General features: G+C 38.1%; 17 protein-coding genes. 8 read left to right on the top strand and 9 right to left on the bottom strand.

Annotated features, from left to right (window positions below; all coding sequences use genetic code 11):
- Positions 1–66: 66 nt before the first annotated feature.
- Both ND855_RS12675 and ND855_RS12680 read left to right on the top strand, forming a co-directional pair.
- The gene (locus tag ND855_RS12675) at positions 67–1329 is read left to right on the top strand and encodes a DUF1554 domain-containing protein (RefSeq protein WP_265358624.1); all 1263 of its coding nucleotides are present in this window, start codon (positions 67–69) and stop codon (positions 1327–1329) included.
- A gap of 136 nt (positions 1330–1465) precedes the next feature.
- Entirely contained in the window at positions 1466–2743 is a 1278-nt protein-coding gene (locus ND855_RS12680; protein ID WP_265358625.1) for an esterase/lipase family protein, read from the top strand.
- On the opposite strand, the gene ND855_RS12685 is transcribed toward ND855_RS12680, so the two are convergent.
- Together ND855_RS12685 and ND855_RS12690 are read right to left on the bottom strand one after the other, a co-directional pair.
- Positions 2740–3672 (bottom strand): histone deacetylase family protein, encoded by a 933-nt coding sequence (locus ND855_RS12685; protein ID WP_265358626.1) that lies wholly within the window; start codon positions 3670–3672, stop codon positions 2740–2742. The two genes, ND855_RS12680 and ND855_RS12685, sit on opposite strands and share 4 nt — an antisense overlap.
- Positions 3669–4232, bottom strand: coding sequence for a hypothetical protein (locus tag ND855_RS12690; protein ID WP_265358627.1), 564 nt, complete (start codon positions 4230–4232; stop codon positions 3669–3671). The genes ND855_RS12685 and ND855_RS12690 overlap by 4 nt, the downstream gene beginning before the upstream one ends.
- An 86-nt stretch (positions 4233–4318) precedes the next feature.
- Here ND855_RS12690 and ND855_RS12695 point away from each other — a divergent pair, with 86 nt between their 5' ends.
- Positions 4319–5281 (top strand): putative glycoside hydrolase, encoded by a 963-nt coding sequence (locus tag ND855_RS12695; RefSeq protein WP_265358628.1) that lies wholly within the window; start codon positions 4319–4321, stop codon positions 5279–5281.
- A 73-nt stretch (positions 5282–5354) separates the two neighbouring features.
- On the opposite strand, the gene ND855_RS12700 is transcribed toward ND855_RS12695, so the two are convergent.
- The 4 genes from ND855_RS12700 to ND855_RS12715 form a co-directional block, all read right to left on the bottom strand.
- Complete coding sequence (locus ND855_RS12700) at positions 5355–6377, bottom strand: lipase secretion chaperone (RefSeq protein WP_265358629.1); 1023 nt, start codon at positions 6375–6377, stop codon at positions 5355–5357.
- Positions 6378–6500: 123 nt separating this feature from the next.
- Positions 6501–7412 (bottom strand): lipase family alpha/beta hydrolase, encoded by a 912-nt coding sequence (locus ND855_RS12705; protein ID WP_265358630.1) that lies wholly within the window; start codon positions 7410–7412, stop codon positions 6501–6503.
- Positions 7413–7525: 113 nt separating this feature from the next.
- A complete protein-coding gene (locus ND855_RS12710) occupies positions 7526–8563 on the bottom strand; it encodes a hypothetical protein (protein WP_265358631.1) in 1038 nt (345 codons plus the stop codon).
- A gap of 90 nt (positions 8564–8653) precedes the next feature.
- A complete protein-coding gene (locus ND855_RS12715) occupies positions 8654–9766 on the bottom strand; it encodes a lipase family alpha/beta hydrolase (RefSeq protein WP_265358632.1) in 1113 nt (370 codons plus the stop codon).
- A 221-nt stretch (positions 9767–9987) separates the two neighbouring features.
- Here ND855_RS12715 and ND855_RS12720 point away from each other — a divergent pair, with 221 nt between their 5' ends.
- Entirely contained in the window at positions 9988–10857 is an 870-nt protein-coding gene (locus ND855_RS12720; RefSeq protein ID WP_265358633.1) for a polysaccharide lyase, read from the top strand.
- 58 nt (positions 10858–10915) lie between these two features.
- On the opposite strand, the gene radA is transcribed toward ND855_RS12720, so the two are convergent.
- A complete protein-coding gene (gene radA / locus ND855_RS12725) occupies positions 10916–12283 on the bottom strand; it encodes a DNA repair protein RadA (protein WP_265358634.1) in 1368 nt (455 codons plus the stop codon).
- The gene (locus ND855_RS12730; protein ID WP_100718397.1) at positions 12283–12921 is read right to left on the bottom strand and encodes a ribonuclease D; all 639 of its coding nucleotides are present in this window, start codon (positions 12919–12921) and stop codon (positions 12283–12285) included. The genes radA and ND855_RS12730 overlap by 1 nt, the downstream gene beginning before the upstream one ends.
- Positions 12922–12975: 54 nt before the next feature.
- Here ND855_RS12730 and ND855_RS12735 point away from each other — a divergent pair, with 54 nt between their 5' ends.
- The 4 genes from ND855_RS12735 to ND855_RS12750 all read left to right on the top strand — a co-directional run bounded on the left by ND855_RS12735 (position 12976) and on the right by ND855_RS12750 (position 18874).
- A complete protein-coding gene (locus ND855_RS12735; RefSeq protein WP_265358635.1) occupies positions 12976–14862 on the top strand; it encodes a glycoside hydrolase family 36 protein in 1887 nt (628 codons plus the stop codon).
- Positions 14863–14940: 78 nt separating this feature from the next.
- Entirely contained in the window at positions 14941–15396 is a 456-nt protein-coding gene (locus ND855_RS12740) for a putative lipoprotein (RefSeq protein WP_265358636.1), read from the top strand.
- A 236-nt stretch (positions 15397–15632) separates the two neighbouring features.
- Complete coding sequence (locus tag ND855_RS12745) at positions 15633–17261, top strand: hypothetical protein (RefSeq protein ID WP_407658754.1); 1629 nt, start codon at positions 15633–15635, stop codon at positions 17259–17261.
- Entirely contained in the window at positions 17258–18874 is a 1617-nt protein-coding gene (locus tag ND855_RS12750) for a dolichyl-phosphate-mannose--protein mannosyltransferase (RefSeq protein WP_265358638.1), read from the top strand. Before ND855_RS12745 ends, ND855_RS12750 begins: the two co-directional genes overlap by 4 nt.
- Here the strand turns inward: ND855_RS12750 and ND855_RS12755 are convergent.
- The gene (locus tag ND855_RS12755; RefSeq protein ID WP_265358639.1) at positions 18831–19943 is read right to left on the bottom strand and encodes a SpoIIE family protein phosphatase; all 1113 of its coding nucleotides are present in this window, start codon (positions 19941–19943) and stop codon (positions 18831–18833) included. The genes ND855_RS12750 and ND855_RS12755 overlap by 44 nt on opposite strands.
- Positions 19944–19955: the final 12 nt, after the last annotated feature.

A 19955-nucleotide genomic window follows, 5' to 3' on the forward strand; every position in this document is an offset into this window, starting at 1 on the left:
CAGTTTTCTCCGATCATTGAGAAAGGGGAATCCCTAATTTGTTTAAATAGGGAAAGAGGGAGGAAAATGTACAAACAGATTGTTCGAATGATTTCCTTCCTTGTTGCCTTGGGATTCCTTTCCTGTAATCCAGTCAAAGGGCGTGACGAGTATCTCTTATCTCTTGTCAATGGTTTGACAACTACCACCGTAACTACGGCATTCACGATTGGGACTTCTTCCAAGATCAATGTAACAAGCGCTAGTGTGATTCTGTATTATGGAACCCCACAATTATTTGGTTTTTCACTGGTATCACCACCAACTGCAAATGTAACCCTTGCTTTCACAAATTCTAAACTCAATGCAATTGGGAACTTAACCTTTACTCCAGCCAATTATAGTACAATTCAAACCATTACACTTACATCTAACACACAACTCATGGAGTCATCTTCACTGAGTGTATCGGCAACAAGTGTAGATACAAATTATTCAGGTGTTTCTGGATCCATTACCATTAACCATAGAAATGTAAATATCGTTTATACCGGTAGTTCATTTATTTTTAAGGAAGACGATTCAGCACCTACACTGAATCCAATCCTCGGATTCCCGATAACAAATTGTTCGGTTGCCCCTGCCCTTCCAAATGGATTATCATTGAACACAAGTACTTGTGTGATTTCAGGAACTCCTACAGACTCACAAGCAGGAACGACTTACACAGTCACTGCCACCGATGGAACCAATACAGATACCGAAAATATAACCATTCGCATCACACCAACCGTTTATCGCATTTTTATTACTGCATCATCCTATGATGGAAATCTGCAAGGAGCCGCAGCAAACGGACCTGCAGGTGCCGATCTCAAATGTAATTCTGATGCGAACACACCAGGTACTGGAACATACAAAGCTATGCTCACAGATGGAACGAATCGGAATGCATGTTCCACTGATAATTGTGGTGGTGGTGCAGGAGAGAACATAGATTGGGTCTTTCAATCTGGTAGAATCTACATACGCGCAAGTGATGCAGCGTCTCTTTTTACTGCGAATGCATCTGGAATCATAAATGCTCCCGCTGCCAATATGCTAAGCCAAAGTTTTGCTTCTGGCACAACCAAGTATTTTTGGACTGGTTTTGCTGTATCGAATTATTGGCAGGAGGCAACCGCCCAATCTTCCAATAGCTGTAATGACTGGACAAGTAATGCTAACACAGCCACTGCAAGTGAAGGCGGAAGGGTCGGAGCATCTAATACAACCGACTACACTGCTTTTCGATCGGGGAGTGGAAGGAGTTGCGATACCTTTTATTACTTACTCTGTGTCGAACAATAATCCCAAACATTTCCACCAAATCCTGTGGATGAATCTTTGGATCATCCTAAAACAAAACAAATTCGTGTTTTAAAAACAAATCCAACCAGGTATTTTCTTCTCGCTTTCTTCAAAAATTCCATTACAATTTCCCACCGTGATCCAAATCCTTATCAATTCTCTTGCTGGCAAAACCGTATCCCTCACCCAAAAAACAACAGACTCCCTGTTAAAAGGGGTTCAATTCCTAGTCAAAGGAAGTCTCTCTTCTACGGGCGATGGATTGGATTTACTCTCCAATGCTTTTTTTTATAAACCTGAATGGAGAGATGCCCTCCAAAAACTCGGCGTACAAGTGAAGGACAAAGGTATCCGATCCAATGAAGAGTTCCAAAAAACAATCGAACTCACAAACCAAGCCTTTGACAAAGCACTCTTCAAAGTAGAACTCACAGCAAAAAAAAGTGATGATATGGTGTTTGATAACCGTATGGTCTCAAGTATATTAGGAAGTTCTCATAACCAAAAATTCAAACTCACAAAAATTGATATGAGTTTTCGAACTTTTGGAAAAGACATCACGGCAAAAGAAACCATCACAGAATACCTAAACTCAGGCAAAACAAAATCTGTCTTATTTTTACCGGGGCTTTTTACGGACGAAACGGTTTGGCAAGAACAAACTGTCGAATACAAGGACAGGAAAATTACGTCTCCAGGCCTTGCTACGGAACTTGCAGAATGCGGATACTTCTCTTTTTATCTCAGATACAACCATGGTCTACCCATCCATGAAAATGGAAAAAAACTCATGCACTTACTAGATGTATTTTTTGAAGAAAACAAAGAAATCCATCCAGACATCATCTGTTATAGCTTGGGTTGTTTGATTTTTCGATCCTGTATGTACCATGCAAAATTAGAAAACAAACCTTGGATTACAAGACTTGGGAAAATCACACTCGTTGCAGCACCTAACAAAGGTTCATATTTAGAAAAAATTGGTTTTTGGTTGGGTTTTTTATTTGAAAAGAGTCCAAACATTGCCTTAAAGATCATTGGAATGATCGGAAATTTGAGAAGTGATGCCATCAAAGATTTATCATTTGGTCTCATCCGAAAAGAGGAAAAAGGTTGGAAGGAAACAATTTCTGGATACTTTGCAGAGACTTATTTTGGCGAATTGGATGATTTGGATGTGTACCAAGCATATGCTCTTATGGAGGGCCCTGAGAATCCACTACAGAATTTTTTAGGTGATGGAATCGTTGAGAAAAAAAGCCTAACCTATTTAACGGACAAAGTGTTCGATAAAAAACCAAATCCTGCACTTCGTACATTGGAATTAAAAAAACAAAACCATTTTTCCATCATCAGCTCCCGTCGCCTCATCCATTGGGTGAAGGAAGTATTTGGTGTGGCACCAAAAGTTTAAATTGCCAATGCCTCCAAATGCACTTTTACAGATTCCGAAAGTGCATGGAAATCATACCCACCTTCCAAAAACGATAAAAGTTTGCCTGCAGAGTACGTGTTTGCAATTTTTTTCACTTCTTCAGTCAGTTTTTCATAAGAAGAGGTATTCAAATTCATACCAGCTAACGGGTCTTTTGTGTGTGCATCAAACCCAGCTGAAACCAATACAAACTCAGGTTGGAAAGTTTCCATCTCTTTATGCACCTTTAGAAATTGGTCTAAATACTCTTTTTCTTCGGCACCTCTTGCCATAGGCAAATTGAGTGTGAAACCTGTGCCTTTCCCTTTGCCTCGTTCTTGTGAGGAACCAGTCCCTGGGTAAAAAGGGTATTGGTGGAGAGATACAAAATATATAGAGTCATCTTCGTAAAACTGGTGTTGGGTGCCATTCCCATGATGCACGTCCCAATCCAATATCAAAATTCGTTTGATCCCTTGTGTCTGAAGGTATTTGGCAGTGATTGCAATATTGTTGAATAAACAAAATCCCATCGCATGATCTACTTCCGCATGATGGCCTGGAGGCCGAACAAGAGCCATACCGTTTTTTAATTTACCATCTAAAATGTCTTGTGCAAGAGTCACACCTGCCCCTACCGCAAAACTTGCCGCCTGAAACGAATTTGGCGAAAAAACAGTATCTCCATCTAAATACCCAGATCCTTTTTCTTCACAAACTTTTCCCACCAAACGAACGTAATTTGGATCGTGAATCATCGAAATCAATGACAAAGGAGCTTCCTTAAACGATTTTATCCATTCAAAAGATTGAGAAGGTAAGTCAGAAATTTTGTCTAAAATTGATTCTAAACGTACATGGGTTTCTGGATGACCTGGACCAGTTTTGTGATCCAAAAATGAGGAATGGAATGAGATACCCGTTTTCATTGGAATAACATAAACCTTTCGATATAAACAATCATCTCAATGATCTCAGCGATAATCCGATCAATTTGTTTTGTAATTTGAATTTTTTCGTCAGGTGAAATTGTTTTGTCCAAACCTGCATTTCCATAAACAGCATAAAATGTTTTGATATCATTTGAGAAGTCTGAGTTAAACCAATCCTTAAACACTCGTTGTTTCATTTTGTATTCAGGTCGGATGTTTCCAGTGAGTTCCCAAATCCCACCTTCACCAAAACGTAATCGTAATTCAAACAAACCTCTATCCTTTCGGATGTACACTTCTTCATCAGATTGTGCAAAATCAAGTTTTCGCAACATCACAAGTACGATCAGAATGTTTTCTAAATATTCAATTAAATCTTTTTTTTCAGTTCCGCTGATTTTTGCATCATCACCCAAATGTTGGAGATAGGACTCCCCCATCGATTTATAAAGTTTTGAGACTTCCACCATTCGGTCTTTAAATTGAGTTTGTTCTGATAAAACTTCTGGGAAACGACCATAGGATTTGATCTGGAAGTCATTTGTGATTTCAATCATGCCCAAATTTTGGGAGAGTAAGGGAATTTCGTCAATCGATTCGATTTGAAATTTCTTTCATGTGAGAAAAACTTGTCATAAAGACCATGAAACCATTATTCACATTCCTACTCTTATTTGTTTTTGTCTCCTGCCAGTCGGTCTCCTCCACCAAAAGCCAACAAAAATCGGGTTCTATCCAGGAATCACCTGAATTTATAGAAGGACTCTATATTAATACCAAAACGATACGGGATAAAAAACGTTGGAGTTTACTTTTCCAAGTCATGAAAGATGCGGGTATGAATACCGCTGTTGTCGATATGCAACCGTACCCACCTTCACCAGAACAAGTTGCTGAAGCAAAAGCACTTGGTATTTATATGGTGGCAAGAGTTGTAAACTTCGAAGGTGGTTTACTAGAAAAAACACCTAACGCAAACCTTGTTTCTTCCATCCAAAAATCAATTCGTAAGGCTTGTGAATTAGGATTCCCTGAAATTCAATTGGATTACATTCGATATGCTGATGGTGGCACTAACTTTAGTATGAGTTATGAAAAACGATACGAATCAATTTTAGGAATCATCAAAGACCATAAAGAAAAAACCAAAGACAGTTGTCCTAGTGATACAAAGTGGTCTGCTGATATTTTTGGAAGGGTTCCTTTCATTGAAAATGATGTCATAGGTCAAAAAGTAGAACCGTTTAGTGAGGAACTGAATGGACTATATCCAATGTTATACCCATCCCATTTTTATGGTTTGACCAAACGAGTTTCAGATCCTTATGGAACCATCAAGGATGGACTTGATCTAACAGTCAAAAGAGCCAAACAAGGAACAAAAGCCATTGCTTGGGTCCAAGGATTCAAAATGATGGTTGGTCCAAGTAAATTGAGTTATATTGATTACATCAAAGTGCAGATGCAAGGTGCAAGAGATTCTGCAGGACATGGATTTATCGTTTGGAATGCCGGGAATGAATACTTAGAAACCATGAATGCATATGAAAAATACAAAAAGGAACCAACACCTAACAGCACAAAAGTTTCCAAAAACGAAGAATAACTTCATTTTTGGAGATATACTTCACTAGGAATTCTGAAGCAAATTTACAAAGGTGTAATAAAAGGAAGTGGGATTATTTCCCTGCTTCCTCTATATTTTTTCTCCTTGAATAGGCATCAGCTTCTTCTTCTGAACCTAACATTTGGATGCGAAGTTCTTTCAGTTTTTTCTCTTTCTCTGCTTGCGAAAGATTGGCATTTTCTCTTAAAAATTCTCTTTCTTTGGATTCGTAGGAAGAAATTGATTCTGAAAATTTAGCTTCTTTTTTACGTTCATTCGCCAAACTTTCTGCCTTTTCTTTTCCAAAGTATTTGGATTCGATTTTAAATAGGTATTTTTCTTTTTCTTTTGGATCCGTAAGTGTGGAAAACTCTTTATCACGAAGAGACATTTCCATCTGGTAATGATCAAACTTATCTTCTCTCGATACTAAAGAATCATAATAGTTTCCATAGGTTTTTTTCTTAAATTCTTCAAATTGTTTTACACGAAGATCAGCAGGAAGGTTTGCCGATTGTTTAATAAAATTATTTGTACCTTCCAAAAAGCTAACTTGTGATTCTTCCATCCCAAATATTAAGTCTGCTTTATCAGAAAGCACTTCTCTACGTTTGGATTTAATTTTTTCATACAACTCCAAAAATGGAAGGTCCGTAGGTTGTTCCCACTTTCGGTATTCTTCCTCATATCGGAAGTAGGAAACAAATAAGTCTTTTACTTTTTCTTTGTCTGGGGATTCATATTCAGCATCAATATAGGCAAGAATCGTCGCATTACACTGATCAGGTGTAAAATCAGGTTTGCATTTGCGTCTTAAGGCCCACACTTCCCAAACAAAATTGATCTTACCTGATTTAAGATCATCAAGTAACTCTAAATAAGGTTTGGTTCGATCTTCTCGAAAAGGAGAGATCGCCTCATCCCAAAACCCTTCTCCATTTCCCATTGGGGAAATACGGTCAGAAGCCATTTGTTCTTCTGGCGATATGGATTCTTTGGAAATCCCACCACCATCTGATTGTTTTAGAAAAAAAAGTAAACCGACAAAAAGAATGAGAAAGAGGATAACAACGAGTAATATTTTTTTAAAATCCATTTGTAGTATCGAAAAAACCTTTGGGGAACATTTAAAAATTTAAGAAGAATAGAAGATTGGAATTTTGCGTACAATAAAAAAGCCGACGGTAGAACCATCGGCCTTTCCTTTGAGTGGATATAATTATAATCCAGCTTTTGCGTTTTTAGCGATGTTTAAGTAATGTCCTTGCACATCATAGTAGTTTTGTCCACTCCATGCTAAGTTAGTTGCTTGCAGGTGGTCAATTCCAGTTGCAAACCAATAAGAAGAAGGTGTTCCTTTCCAAGTTCCCCATTTTTGAGAATTCAATGGAACCACTCCGTCATTTGCTCCACCTAAACCGTAGAACAATCCACCTGCCCAAGTGATTGGATGAGTGAGTGCCATGATTGGGTGTTGGATGAGGTCTGCCCATGCCATTTGGCTTCCGTAAGAATAGTATTTAATTCCAGAATTGTTAGGTGAATTTGCGTTGAATGTTTTTACATAACTCACAGTAAGAGATTTTCCCATTGCGATCGCATCTTGAGGACGACCGTCACGGTACACCAGTTTTGCAAGTAAACCAAGTGCAGAATTTGCAAAAGGTTGTAACCAACTTGGAATCGCTGCAAGAACGATGTCAGCCATCGGTGCCCCTTGGTGAAGGGAGTTAATTGTGGTAACAGTTTGTGTTTTTCCAGCAAATCCAAGGTTAGATACCATATAACGGATCACAAGTCCACCTTGACTGTGTCCCATCAAATGAACCTTCGAACAACCGTTTGCTGTCATCCAAGTCGAAACAGCAGATTGGATTTGGCTTGCACGAACAGGAATGGAATTTGTCGCAGAACTTCCAGGTGTTGTGACTTTCGCACCTTGGCTACGGAGGTAACCATCAAGGCCTCCCCAATACTTAACGAGACCACCAGCGAGTCCTTGTGTGTCGTCAAATCCTAAAATCCCGTGAACAAGTGCGATGCATTGGCCATCCAAAGGACCAGCAAACAGACCTGATGTGGGGAAGGAGAGAAGGGTTGCTAAAAACCCGATTACGATTTTCTTTTTCATATTTCACCTGAACTTTCTATGTTTTTGGCTAAATTAACCCATACCAATGCCATAAGTCAATACTTTATGGCACAAATATGGCAAATGTTTCGGAACAGTGTTCCTAAAAGGTCCTAATTCACACCATAGGTGCGTTCGTCTGAGGCGCGGTAATACCCACTTGCTTCCTCATTTTTGATAATGTCAGCCTCTTCCCCGAAGAGTTGTTTCCTAAGTGCATCCAACTGTTTTTCATCTTCTGCCGTCATTCCGCCTTTTTTAGTAGAAAGTTGACTTCGTTTTTCGGCATACTTCTGTTGGTTTTGCCAGTTTTTTTCCCTTTCTTCTTCTAGAGCGTCCCAACGGTTAAGAGCGGCTTGGTCCATTCCCATCGTTTGGCGGATTTCGCGGAGAGCCGATTTTCTCTCGCCATAGGACATCACCTTTAGGTCTTTTTGGACAGAAACCATAAAACCTTCTGTGAGTTGTTGGCGTTTGTTTTCCATGAGACGTGGGTATTCTTTGCCAAACTGTTCTTTAAGGGTTTGTGCATAATTGCTGAGTTTGGCATCCAAATTCCCTGCAGGGCTTTCTTTGATGCGTTTGAGTGTGTCTCCTATCACCGTCATCTTTTTTTCCATCGCCCAGATCTGATCGGCTTTGTCCCCAAAGAGACGATACCTTTCCTTCCACATCATAGCCCGGCGTGCGTCATCGGACATGAGCCCCACCTTACTCATGTTTGATTCCCTGAATCGATTGTAATTATAAAGACTCTCCGACATACGAAGTAGTTCCAATGCTTTGTTAGGGAAAGCGTAACCCAAAATTTGATTGAGAACTTTCACCCAATCATTTGGATACAATTTCGGAAGGTCTTTCATCAACTCTTCTATCATGGCAATTTGGGCGGCAGGGTTATCGATATTTTTGCCATACTTCTCTTGGAGGATCCTTGCGATTTCTTCAATCGAATACTCCATGAGTTTATGATCCGCATAGTCTTCTGGTAAATTGGGAAGTTCGATGGATTCGGCGACTTTTCCTTCACTCAGGATTTTTTCAAAGTCCTTTTGGTTTTTGTCCTTTCCTGGACGTAAAATCAAAATACCGATAAAGAGAAGGATGAGAGAAGTGAGGACTGTGTATAAAATTTTTTTGTTTTGAAACATACTCTAAATGAAGGAATGGAATTTGAAATTTGATTTGTTGGGACAAAAAGGAAATTGGCAGTAAGTTTGTTCTTACTGCCAAAGAGGTTGTTAACCGCCTTTAGAGACGATGAATTCTAAAATAGAAGCATAAAATTCTTCTTCATCAAATGTATCTGGTGGAACACCAACCACATCTAAATGGTCTTGGCTCACCACAGAAGACTTAGAAGTCATTTGTGCAGAAGTTGGAGCATTTAAGTTACTTACATAACCGAGGCTTGTATTCACTGTGATCGAGTCGAAACAAAGTGCACATTCGTTGTATTGCAAACGATCACCCATTTGTTGTGAATTGATCCCAACAAGTCCGTCGTCGTCATTGTTACCACGAGTGCCATCACCTTTTCCAGCTGCACCATCATTATCACAATCATCTACACAGTATCCATCGCCATCAATGTTGTAAAATCCTTCTTTGAGAAGGTACAACGCTGGGTTTGTGTTGAGACTATCTTGTGCTGTGATGATCGATCCCCAATAAGCTGCATTGCTTGTATTCACATTATAATTCGTGTTAAATGCTTTCATTCCAGTGGTGATCCCATCGGTAGAGGAATAGTCATTATAAACCAATTGTTTTGCTGCAGCAACTCCATCATTTCCAGAACCGTAAATCGTATTTCCGAATAATTTAGCAAGTGCATCGATAACTGATGTCACACCTGGGCCTAAATCAAGAATGTACTTTGCAGTAGGAGATCCTCTATGCGGACTTGATACGGAGATAAGAGCATGGACAACTTGTCTTCCATAACGTGCTCTTAATACAGCAGCTGCTTTTCTTGCATCTATTCCACCTTGTGAGTGACCAATGATATTCACTTTGGTTGCTCCCGTGGAGGTCATATAGTTTTGAATGCGATCTGCTAGTTGTGTACCTCTAACTTCCGAAGATTGGAAGGGAGCCACACTTGCTGCTAACGCTTTTTGACTTGAGCTTATGCTACCGTTACACGATGTTTCCAAAAACTCGTCACATGGATCACCCACGAAAGTACCGTAGTCGTTACCAAAGTAGTAGTATCCGAGTAAGTTGTCGAAGCCAGACAATCCATGTGCGAACACAACTGGATATACCGTTTTTCTTGCGCCTGCATGTACCCCTGTTGTGAACAACAAAAGAGCGAGGAGGCAAACAAGATTTTTCTTTTTAGAGTTCATAAATCACCTCTGAACAATCTACAGATGTATTCCAGTTGTAGGAAAAAAGTCAAGTTAATTGTGTTAAATTTGGGTCATTTTATTATTTTATGACATATTAAGTACTTATACTATCATTTTTGACAGATTTAGGACACATTCACGGGAAATGCCTGGAGGGAATCCCCAAGTTTGTTGGAATGGATGGATTCGATCCGTCTATGTCGAATGAGAGAACGAACATGAAAACTTTTACGTACACTGATCGTTTCCAACACGTAGTGAAACTATGCATCCTTTTTGGTCTCAGTTTTTTCCAATGCCAAAAACAAAATGATAAGGAGACCTTAAATCTGTTAGCTGGCACAGCGTTAGCCTACCAAGCTTCCACATCAATCATCTGCACAAGCGAACAATTGAATAAAACGCAAAATGGAAGGATTTTCCAAACTAGTTTTGAATCCACAAGTGAGTTCTCAAATTTTTATAGTGTTCCTTCTCCCTACCAATCAGTGGCAACCCATGGACAAAGTACGGAACAAAAAAGAACCGGAACCTATTCACACAAAGCAAACATTTCAGGACTTGGACCCACTTGTTTTTATCCGCAAAATTGTAACCATAGAGGTTACCCCACGATCCAACTAAACAAACTAGCGTCAGGTGGATTTAAAACTCCAGTTTTAATTGAATTGTATGTCTATTTAGATATGGATTTAACGAGTAACCAAGATTGGTTTAGTTTTGCCACGTATTCGGCAGATCCTACTGATTTATGGCGGAGGGTGGTTCTTGTGAATATTGATGCGAGTGATTATGTATACCTCATGCATGTTCCAGTGCATAACCAAAATGTGCATACATACCAAGTCACAAATCTAAGTTTTCCAAGAAGGCAATGGAAAAAACTAACAACTTGTTTGGATTTTTCTCCACAAGGTGGAATGGCAAAGGTATGGGTGGACACAACCTTAGTATCAACTGCAAATGTTTCGGGGGGATGTGGAGTATTGGAACAAGCACATTTTGGATTGTATGCCTCTCCTACTTTAAGTTCTGGCTCTATTTATAATGATGATTTACGCATCCAAGAAGTGAGTGTTTGCCCTTAAACTGATAATTTCTGAAAACAAATCTTCCATTGTCTCATAGACAAAAGATAGAATTGGTTTATAAACCTAGTTCTTGCAAATGTTTGATGGGAGAAAGTTGGATGGAAGGAAACATACCTTCCACTTCTTTCCAATTGCCATGAGGGATATAAATATGACTGATCCCAATTCCAGCGAGTTCTTTGATGCGCAAACTGATTTGGCCAACACTTCTCACTTCACCTGAGAGTCCTACTTCCCCTAAATAACCTGTTTCTCGTGAGATTGGTTTGTCTCGGAATGAAGAAACAATCGAAGCTGTGATCGCAAGGTCTAAACTTGGTTCGTCAACACTGAGCCCACCTGCCAAATTACTAAAGATATCTGACTCTGAAAGTGGAAGTCCCAAATACTTTTCAATTACCGCAGAAAGTAAAATCACTCGGCGGTTATCCAGCCCTTCTGCCATACGCCTCGCTTGGCCAAACGCTGATTTGGTGACAAGTGCTTGTACTTCGACACTGATGGCTCGGGATCCTTCCATCACAGAAGATAAAACACTTCCTGACCTTTCTTCTGTTTCAGGTGAGATGAATAATCGGTGACGGTCGAGGACTTGTTTGAGCCCACCTAACACCATTTCAAAAATCGCAGTGTCCCCCACTGCTCCAAATCGATTTTTGACAGCCCTTAAAATTCGATAATAATTAAATCGGTCACCTTCAAAGTACAAGACAGTATCCACCAAATGTTCTAAAACTTTTGGACCCGCAATTTGGCCTTCTTTTGTAATATGACCAATGAGAAAAATGGGAACTGAAGTACGTTTGGCGGTTTCTAAAAAAACTTGGGAAGACTCACGGAGTTGTGTAATGGTTCCTGCTTGGTTCACAAGACTTTCTTTTAAAATAGTTTGGATGGAATCGATAAAAACAACTTTTGGTTGTAAATCCGTAATCATCTGCGAAATGTTCTCTGCATACACTTCCGATGAGAGAAGGATATTTTTAGAATCTACTCCCATCCGTTTGGCACGAAGACCAATTTGTGATGCTGATTCTTCTCCCGAGATGTACAAAACTGTGCCTTGGTTTGCAATGTTTTTCGCAATCTCCAATACTAGCGTAGACTTACCCACACCCGGCTCACCACCAACTAAAACCAAACTACCTGGAACAATCCCACCACCTAGCACCAAATCAAGTTCACTAAAACCAGTGAGAGTCCTTGTGTGGACATCACTTACAATCGAACCTATAGACTTTGGTTCTGTGTATTTTCTGTCTCTTGGTTTTGTGAGATTGGGAGAATCAAACCTTCCTTGGGAAGTGTTCGTCATTTCCTCGATTTGGTTCCATTCACCACAGGATGGACATTTGCCTGCCCACCTGCTAAATGTATCTCCGCAAGCCTTACATTGGTATTGTGGGAGTTGTTTTTTTGCCATCAGTGTTCAAAGAGATTGTACACTTCGAGTAAATCAAGTTCCACTTGTGTTTCTAAAAAACCAAAACATTTTTCTGCAATGGCAAACCGGTTTTCACGGATCATCATTTCGGTCAAAATAGATTCGAGGGAAATCAAAAACCTGACATCAGTGGAAGCATAGTCTACTTGGTCTTTAGTGAGGATTTTTTTCCCCCAATCGGAACTTTGGTTTTTTTTGTCGATGTTTTCTTCAAAAAACTCTCTGATCAGTTCCTTTAACCCGTGTTTATCGGTATAAGTGCGAGCCAATTTACTTGCGATTTTGGTACAAAATACATTTTGTACTTTGATACCGAGCCTTGCACGAAGGAAAGTCATGTCCATACGAGCAAAATGGAAAATTTTGGTAATGTCTTTTGATTCGAATAATTTTTGGATATGAGGGGCTTCTTTTTGGCCAGGGAGGATTTGAACTAAAGCGACTTTATTTTTTGAATCGGAAATTTGAACGACACAAAGCCTGTCCCTTCTGGGATTGAGCCCCATCATCTCACAATCGACTGCTAACCGGTCATCCTTTTTAAAGGCTTCAAAAAAATCTTCGTTCAGATCTCCTTGTAAAACGACTGGTTTTATAGTTGAACGTTTTTGGGTCATAATGGCTTACTATGGAAACCACCCTAACAAAATCATCAAATAGATTTTTCCAAGATGAAAATTCAATATAGAGTTCATAATTCCGTCACCATTTCCAATTTCCTCCCTGTGAAAGCAGGTGTTTTCCAATCCGAATGTAAAAAATTCGAACTTTTACTCGCAACGACAAAAGACTCAAAACTGGGAACTGTCCTAAGTCCCAAATTGATTTGGCGGGAGAGTACAAGGCCTGAGGTTGGATTTTCTGTCGACCATCTCGAGTTAGAACTCACTGACCTTCCGACTGGGAATGGATTCAAAATGTTCCAACATGGATACCAGTCCTGGTCCATTGCAAGAAAAGTGGAAAGTACGGATACAGACAGACCACCATTGTTATCTTTCCTTCATTACTCCCAAGAAAACGTTTATTCCAAAAATGAATCGAAAGTGGGAAAATTTATCTCAGAATACCTCACTCTTCTTTATAACCAAGAGAACCAAAATGGTGTTTTATATGCACCATTGGAAGCTGGTGAATTTGGAACGAAATTCGAAGTGGTCTTTGGAAACGAAGGGAATGTAACTTCCGTTAAAGTAGTTTATGATATCCATTGCTTACCGGATTTACGTCCAAACGCAAAACTCAATATTTCTAAAATCAAAGTTCTGTTTTTTAAAGGATCACCTGAAACTAAGTTATTAAAATACTTCGAAGAACTCGGTAAAAAAGAAGGCCCAACTAATTTACCAAAAAAAGTTCCTACGGGATGGTGTTCTTGGTACTACTATTATACCAATATTGACCAAAAAACCATTTTGGACAACTTAACAAAAGTTAGAGAACTCAATTTACCATTTGAGTTTTTCCAAATCGATGATGGTTACCAAAAAGAAATTGGAGATTGGCTCATACCCAATGAAAAATTTCCAGGTGGTATGAGAATCCTTGCTGACGAAATCAAACGAGTTGGACTCAAACCAGGGATCTGGCTTGCTCCATTCCTTGTCAGAAAAAAGTCAGAATTTTTTCGTAAGTACCCGGAAGCCATCCTCAAAGACCAAAATGGAAAACCTGTACCCGCATTGTACAATCCACTTTGGGGACGCGGTTACACATACGCACTCGACATCACTCATCCCACTGCGCTTGCCTATATAGAAAAAGTATTCACTACAATTGTGAAGGAATGGGGTTATCCATACTTGAAACTTGATTTTTTGTATGCTGGACTCCTTCCAGGTGACGTGTACAACAAAACACTTTCTCCTCAAGCACGTTACCAAAATGCATTAGAACTCATTCGTAAAATTGTGGGGAAAAATACATTCCTATTGGGATGTGGTGCACCAATGTTACCATCCATCGGATTTTTTGATGGTATGCGAATTTCTTGTGATGTGGCTCCATTTTGGAATCCAGAGAGAATCCGAATCTTTTTAAAAGATCGAAATGCACTTTGTACAAAAAAAGCTCTCATAAACGATATCACAAGATCATCCATGCATAGACATTTGTGGCTCAATGATCCAGATTGTTTGCTTGTCCGAAAGAAAAAGAACAAGATGAACGAGGCTCAGACAAAACTGATGGCTTCCGTCATGGCAGTGTCAGGTGGTATGTTACTAGTCTCGGATGATTTGACAAAACTAGAAACCGATCGATTGGACCTCTTAAAAAAAGCCTTCCAATTGAACAGAGAATGCCAAGCATACACTCCTATTCCCATTGGTATCTTTGAAAACGAATTCCCTCTCGCACTTTATAACCCAGGCGGATATTTAGGCATTTGGAATCCAACAGAAGAAGAAAAAACAGTCAGGATTAACCTTCCACCAGGAGTCAAAACGAAAGCTCCATTCCTTGACTTTTGGACTGGCACTCGTGTGGAATTACAACCTGTGGATGGCGGTTTTGAAACAACTTTACCAGCTTTTGGTTCTGTTGTGGTTTCTGTTTAGGAAAGAAAATTCATTGACGTGTTTTGGAAACAACTTACAATCTTTGCAATTCGACGTAAGAGGTTTTTTATGCGTTCCATGAAAATTTTCACGTTGTTATCTGCAATGGCTTTGTTCGTTTCAGTTAACAATTGTTCTATTTTAGATTCCGCTTCAGGAAGTGTTAGCCGTTTAGGAGTTTCAGTTTCTGATTCTACTTCTGCACTTGTAAAATCGATTTCAAAAAGTATTTCTTCTATTTCTGAAAGTGAAAAAGAAAAAGCAATGAACGAATACAAAGAAGATATCATTGCAAGCGTTGCATTACAGATTCGCTACGAAAACCAAAAACAAGAATTAGAAAACCAACTCTCTTTGATTGCTAAAAAACATGGTGTAGTTGCATGGAGATCCAATCCATCTACTTACATTGCGATTGGACAAGGTTTAAAACAAGCAAACCTTTCTCCATCTGAAATGAAATTGGTAACAGAAGACATTTCCAAACAAAATGTAACCGTTGCTAAACTAGTTTCCAAAGGATACAACCTATAATTCACTTCTCTTTTGGGCGGAAGTTTTCCGCCCTTTCAAAAACATTTTTCCTTCTCTGCATTATTTTCTCTCTTTCATTCTCTGTTGCGTCAAAACCAACACCAAATCAACCAAATGAATATGGCTTTTTATACATTGATTCCAATTCTGGGCAATCCAGTGGAGGCCACTCTGCCCTCCTTTTAGGAGACCGAGTTTACCATTTACAGTATTCTTTTGAAGACCAAATCTTTCATATTGTGAGAGAAAGTTGGAATGACTTTCGGTTCCAATACGGAGTCATTGAAAATCGAAATATTGAATTTTATAAATGGAACTTATCACCGTCCGCCAAACAAACCTTACGCCAAAAATGGAATGAACTTTATTTGGTCCAAGAAACACATATCCAAAACCAAAAAATATTAGAAGAAGATTGGGAATCAAACGAACCACAAAAAAAAGAAAACGAGTTCCGAAATACTAGAATTGGATTTGGATACTTTACGAATATCAAAGACCCAAACTCTCCTATCCCAAAACAATTCCACTTCCAAAGAGAAGAACTCAAAAAAATCAAATCCCAACTGGATCAACTGAAATCCGATATTATAGATAAAACCTCTGGTCACACAAGTGAGACGATTGTATTGCCAGATACATCCTCTCCCCTTCGTCTAGTATCAACCATCCAAACGAGTACAAATCAAATGATCCAATGGGAACGTAAATTCTTTGTTCGAATGTTTTTACAAAATCCAGTTCTATTATATGAACAAGCATTTGTCACACTCGAAGGAAAAGAATTTAATCTGACAAATGAAGAAATACTTATTTGGAAAGGATACCAATCCAAACTCGTCAAAGAATTAAAATCCTGCATCCTTTCCAACGAATGCCAAGATTGGGAAGAGTTAACCTTATTACTTCGTGTTTTGTATCTACAGAAATCTATTGATAGGAAACTGATTGTATTCCCTAAAAAGAATTTTACCGGATTTTCTTATTTAGAATTCACTGAACTTCCGAGTGCAGTCATTAACACCAAACAGAACGAATATGCAACTCTATTCATGGAAAAACGAAAGGATTTTCTAAGTGGTTACCATCCTATTCAATTTTATAATTGGGAAACCTTTTTATCACATTACCAAAGTTTTATGGATGGTAAAACATACACCGAAGGTATCGAATTTAACCTAGTAGGAAACAATCCGTACCCCATTGATACAGATAAAACTCAATATAAAAAATCTGAGTTAAAGGTTGCAGAATCTCAAAACCAGGCAGAGATTTATACTAACAAGATCCGACAATTGTATTCATACAATTTGGTATTCCAGAACTGCACGAATGAATTATTTTATTATTTGAATTTAATGTTTCCAGATGGAAAAATTGGAGGAGAAACGTTTTGGGATCCTTTATCAAATTCAATTTTTGGACTCAATTTTATTCCATCAATAGCTGCAAAAAAATTGGGTTCGGACAATTATACAAAGGAAATAAAATTATATCCATCTTACCGCAATTTAAAACGAAACAATCTCAAAGATTGGGAAGAGAAATACATTATAGAACGATTTGTCCCTACTTCAAAAATATACCGATCCAATCCTATGGACCATTCGTTTTTATTTTTTACTGAAGAATCCATTTGGAGTCGGCCTATTTTGGGTTTTGCCAATATTGTTTATGGTTTGGGTTATACGGGAATCGGTATCATCAAGTCACCAATTGATAAAGGTCGAAATTTTTCTGAAGGAACGGAAACAATCTTTTATAGCCTACCTGAACTTTTTTTCTTTAATATCCGTAAGGGTCATTTTCCATTGATAGCAGCAGAAGAAATCCCAAAAGAATATTACCACAACGAGTCAAAATGAACTATTTATTCCTCTACATACCGTATTTATTCCTTTTCATCACTTCGTTTCTTCCCACCAAACCATGGTTTTTGCCAAGTGATCAAATCACATACCTATACATATCATCATTTTTTATTTTCTTGCAAACGATTGTCCTAATTTTCAAAGGAAAGGAAATTTTTAAGCAAAATAGTTTTTTAAGATTTGTTCCACCAAACTGGAGTATAGCTGGTTTTTATTTTTTATTGATGTTATGGTTTCCAATTCGCAATCGAAATTGGGGGGATGGTTTATTACTACTCGAAACCAATCTTTTAGAAACAAAACTTTTTGGATTCCAATTCACCTTAGATGAAATTTTAGAAAGTATCCTACATAGCAAACTCACAAGTATTCTTTCGTATTTTCAATTTGATGAAGACCCGATCCTGTCTTACAAAATCCTTTCCTATCTAGCTGGGATATTGATTCTTTCAGGATTTTTATGGTTAGGAAAAAAGAAACAAAATGATCTTTCTATCTTAGTTTTACTTTCTTCAGGTGGGATTTTACTTACCTTCGGGTATGCTGAAAACTATACATTAGTCACAGCGACACACTTAGTTCTCTATCTATTCTTAAATCAATATGCAAAGGATCCCAAAGATAGTGATCTATTATTATATGGAAGCACAACAATAGTCGCCTTATCGATGTTATTCCATTTGGTGTCGGGGTACTTGGTGATATGCCTTGTTTATTTATGGATTTTCCATTCGCCAAAAGAGAAAAAACTCAAACACCTAGTCATATGTACCTTGCTTGGATCCATCATTCTATTCCCTTGGTTTGTCTATTTTAGTCTATTCCATGATCCAACCGTTGATCGAAATAGCACACACCTCATCCATCCTCCTTTTTATCCCATCAAACGTTGGGTTTCAACTAATCACATCAAAGAGATTTTCTCTGTAATCTATTGGAATGTTTCTTTTTCATCTTTTTATCTCATCTACCAATGGAGTTTTCAAAAAGAAAAATGGAATCAGTTTATCCAAAAACCAAACCATAAACTATTACTCGTTACAACCTTTGCCTTTATCCTACATGGATTTTTACACAATCCACAATTAGGATTCCCTGCGGATTGGGATTTAATGGGATTCTATTGGTTGCCAATCACAGTTTTGGCATTTTTATATTGGAACTCAGAAAAAGAAGTACCTGTGGAGTGGGTTCCTCTGCTTTTACTTTGTGTCACTTTAGTGATGGTATCTGCTTTTGAACTTTCAAAAACGAATCCCAAAGATGAATTAGTTTGGCAAATCACAAAAAAAGCGATCACAAAGTATTCAATTGAAAATCAATCTTTCATCCAAGGTTTACCCAAGGAAGAGAAAAAGTTTTTTGCAAAAGGAGATTTTTTATTTTTCAAGGGAGAATACATTACGAATCAGTTATGTGATTTTAAGGAAAAAGAATCCCTCGTACAATCGATGAAAGTTCATAGATTAAATTGGAGAGAAGGTTTTTTAAAAGGGACATTTCAATCGAAAGAGAAATTAAATAATTTCCTAACTGAAGCAACCAAAACGAATGTATTGTATCTCAAATCTCTAGAAGCAAATAAGATATGTCATCCGAAGCTTTAGAAGAAGTTTCCAAATATTGAATATAATTCGAAATTTCTGATTTCATTGCATCAATTCGGTTTTCACCACCTGGCAGTTGCACAAGTGTCTGCACAAGAGGGTGAGTGCTTGATGCAAGGAGTCCATCCGAATACAAAAATAAAATATCTCCTACTTCAACCTGGATTTTGTTTTCCGCAAATTCCATTTCCTTTAAAATCCCTAGTATCTGCCCTGATTGGTCTTGTAAGATCATAGGAGCTCGACTTTCTTTTTGAAAAACAATAGGGAAAGGATGTCCACCTCTTGCATACGTAATACTTTTTTCAATATGATTGACCACAATACTAATTGCTGTCATACTATGAGTTCCAATTTCATTACACAATTCACGATTCAAACGAGACAATAATTGTGAGGGAGCAATCGTTGTCGTTCGAGCGAGTTCTTTATGTATGGTTGTCATAAGGATCGCAATGAGTCCAGATGTCACACCATGACCTTCAATGTCTCCCATTAGGATTAAAGTTCTGTTTTCATCTAGTGGTATGACTTGAAAAAAATCTCCAGATACAAAACTAACAGGTTTGATTTCAGAATAAATTTTACGTTTTAATAAAGGTAAATTCATTGTTTTGGACTGAATTTTTGCTGCAAGCCTAAGATCACGTTTGATCGATTCGTCCATTGATTCTTTATCTTTTAAAAAATTATAATACTCGAATGCCCTTGAAATTGCTGCTTCAATTGATTTAGTATGAAATGGTTTTAAAATAAAATCAGATGCTCGGTGATACAAAGAGGAAACAACAGTTTGTATGTCATGTTCACCTGTCATCATTAACACTTGGGTTTTGGAATCGATTGCTTTGATTTTAGGTAATACTTCCAAACCAGACGTTTGTGGCATATTGACATCTAAGAATACGATTGGATTTTTTTCCCTTTCAAAGTATTCCAATCCTTGTAAAGGATTTGTGAAATACCGAACAAAGTAACCCAAACCATTTACAATTAATTCTAATGTTTCACAGATTTCGGTATCATCATCTATGATGAGAATTTCAGGTTTGAAAGAATACTCGGACATCTACCATGATTA

The organism is Leptospira paudalimensis, from assembly GCF_026151345.1.
GTDB lineage: Bacteria > Spirochaetota > Leptospiria > Leptospirales > Leptospiraceae > Leptospira_A > Leptospira_A paudalimensis.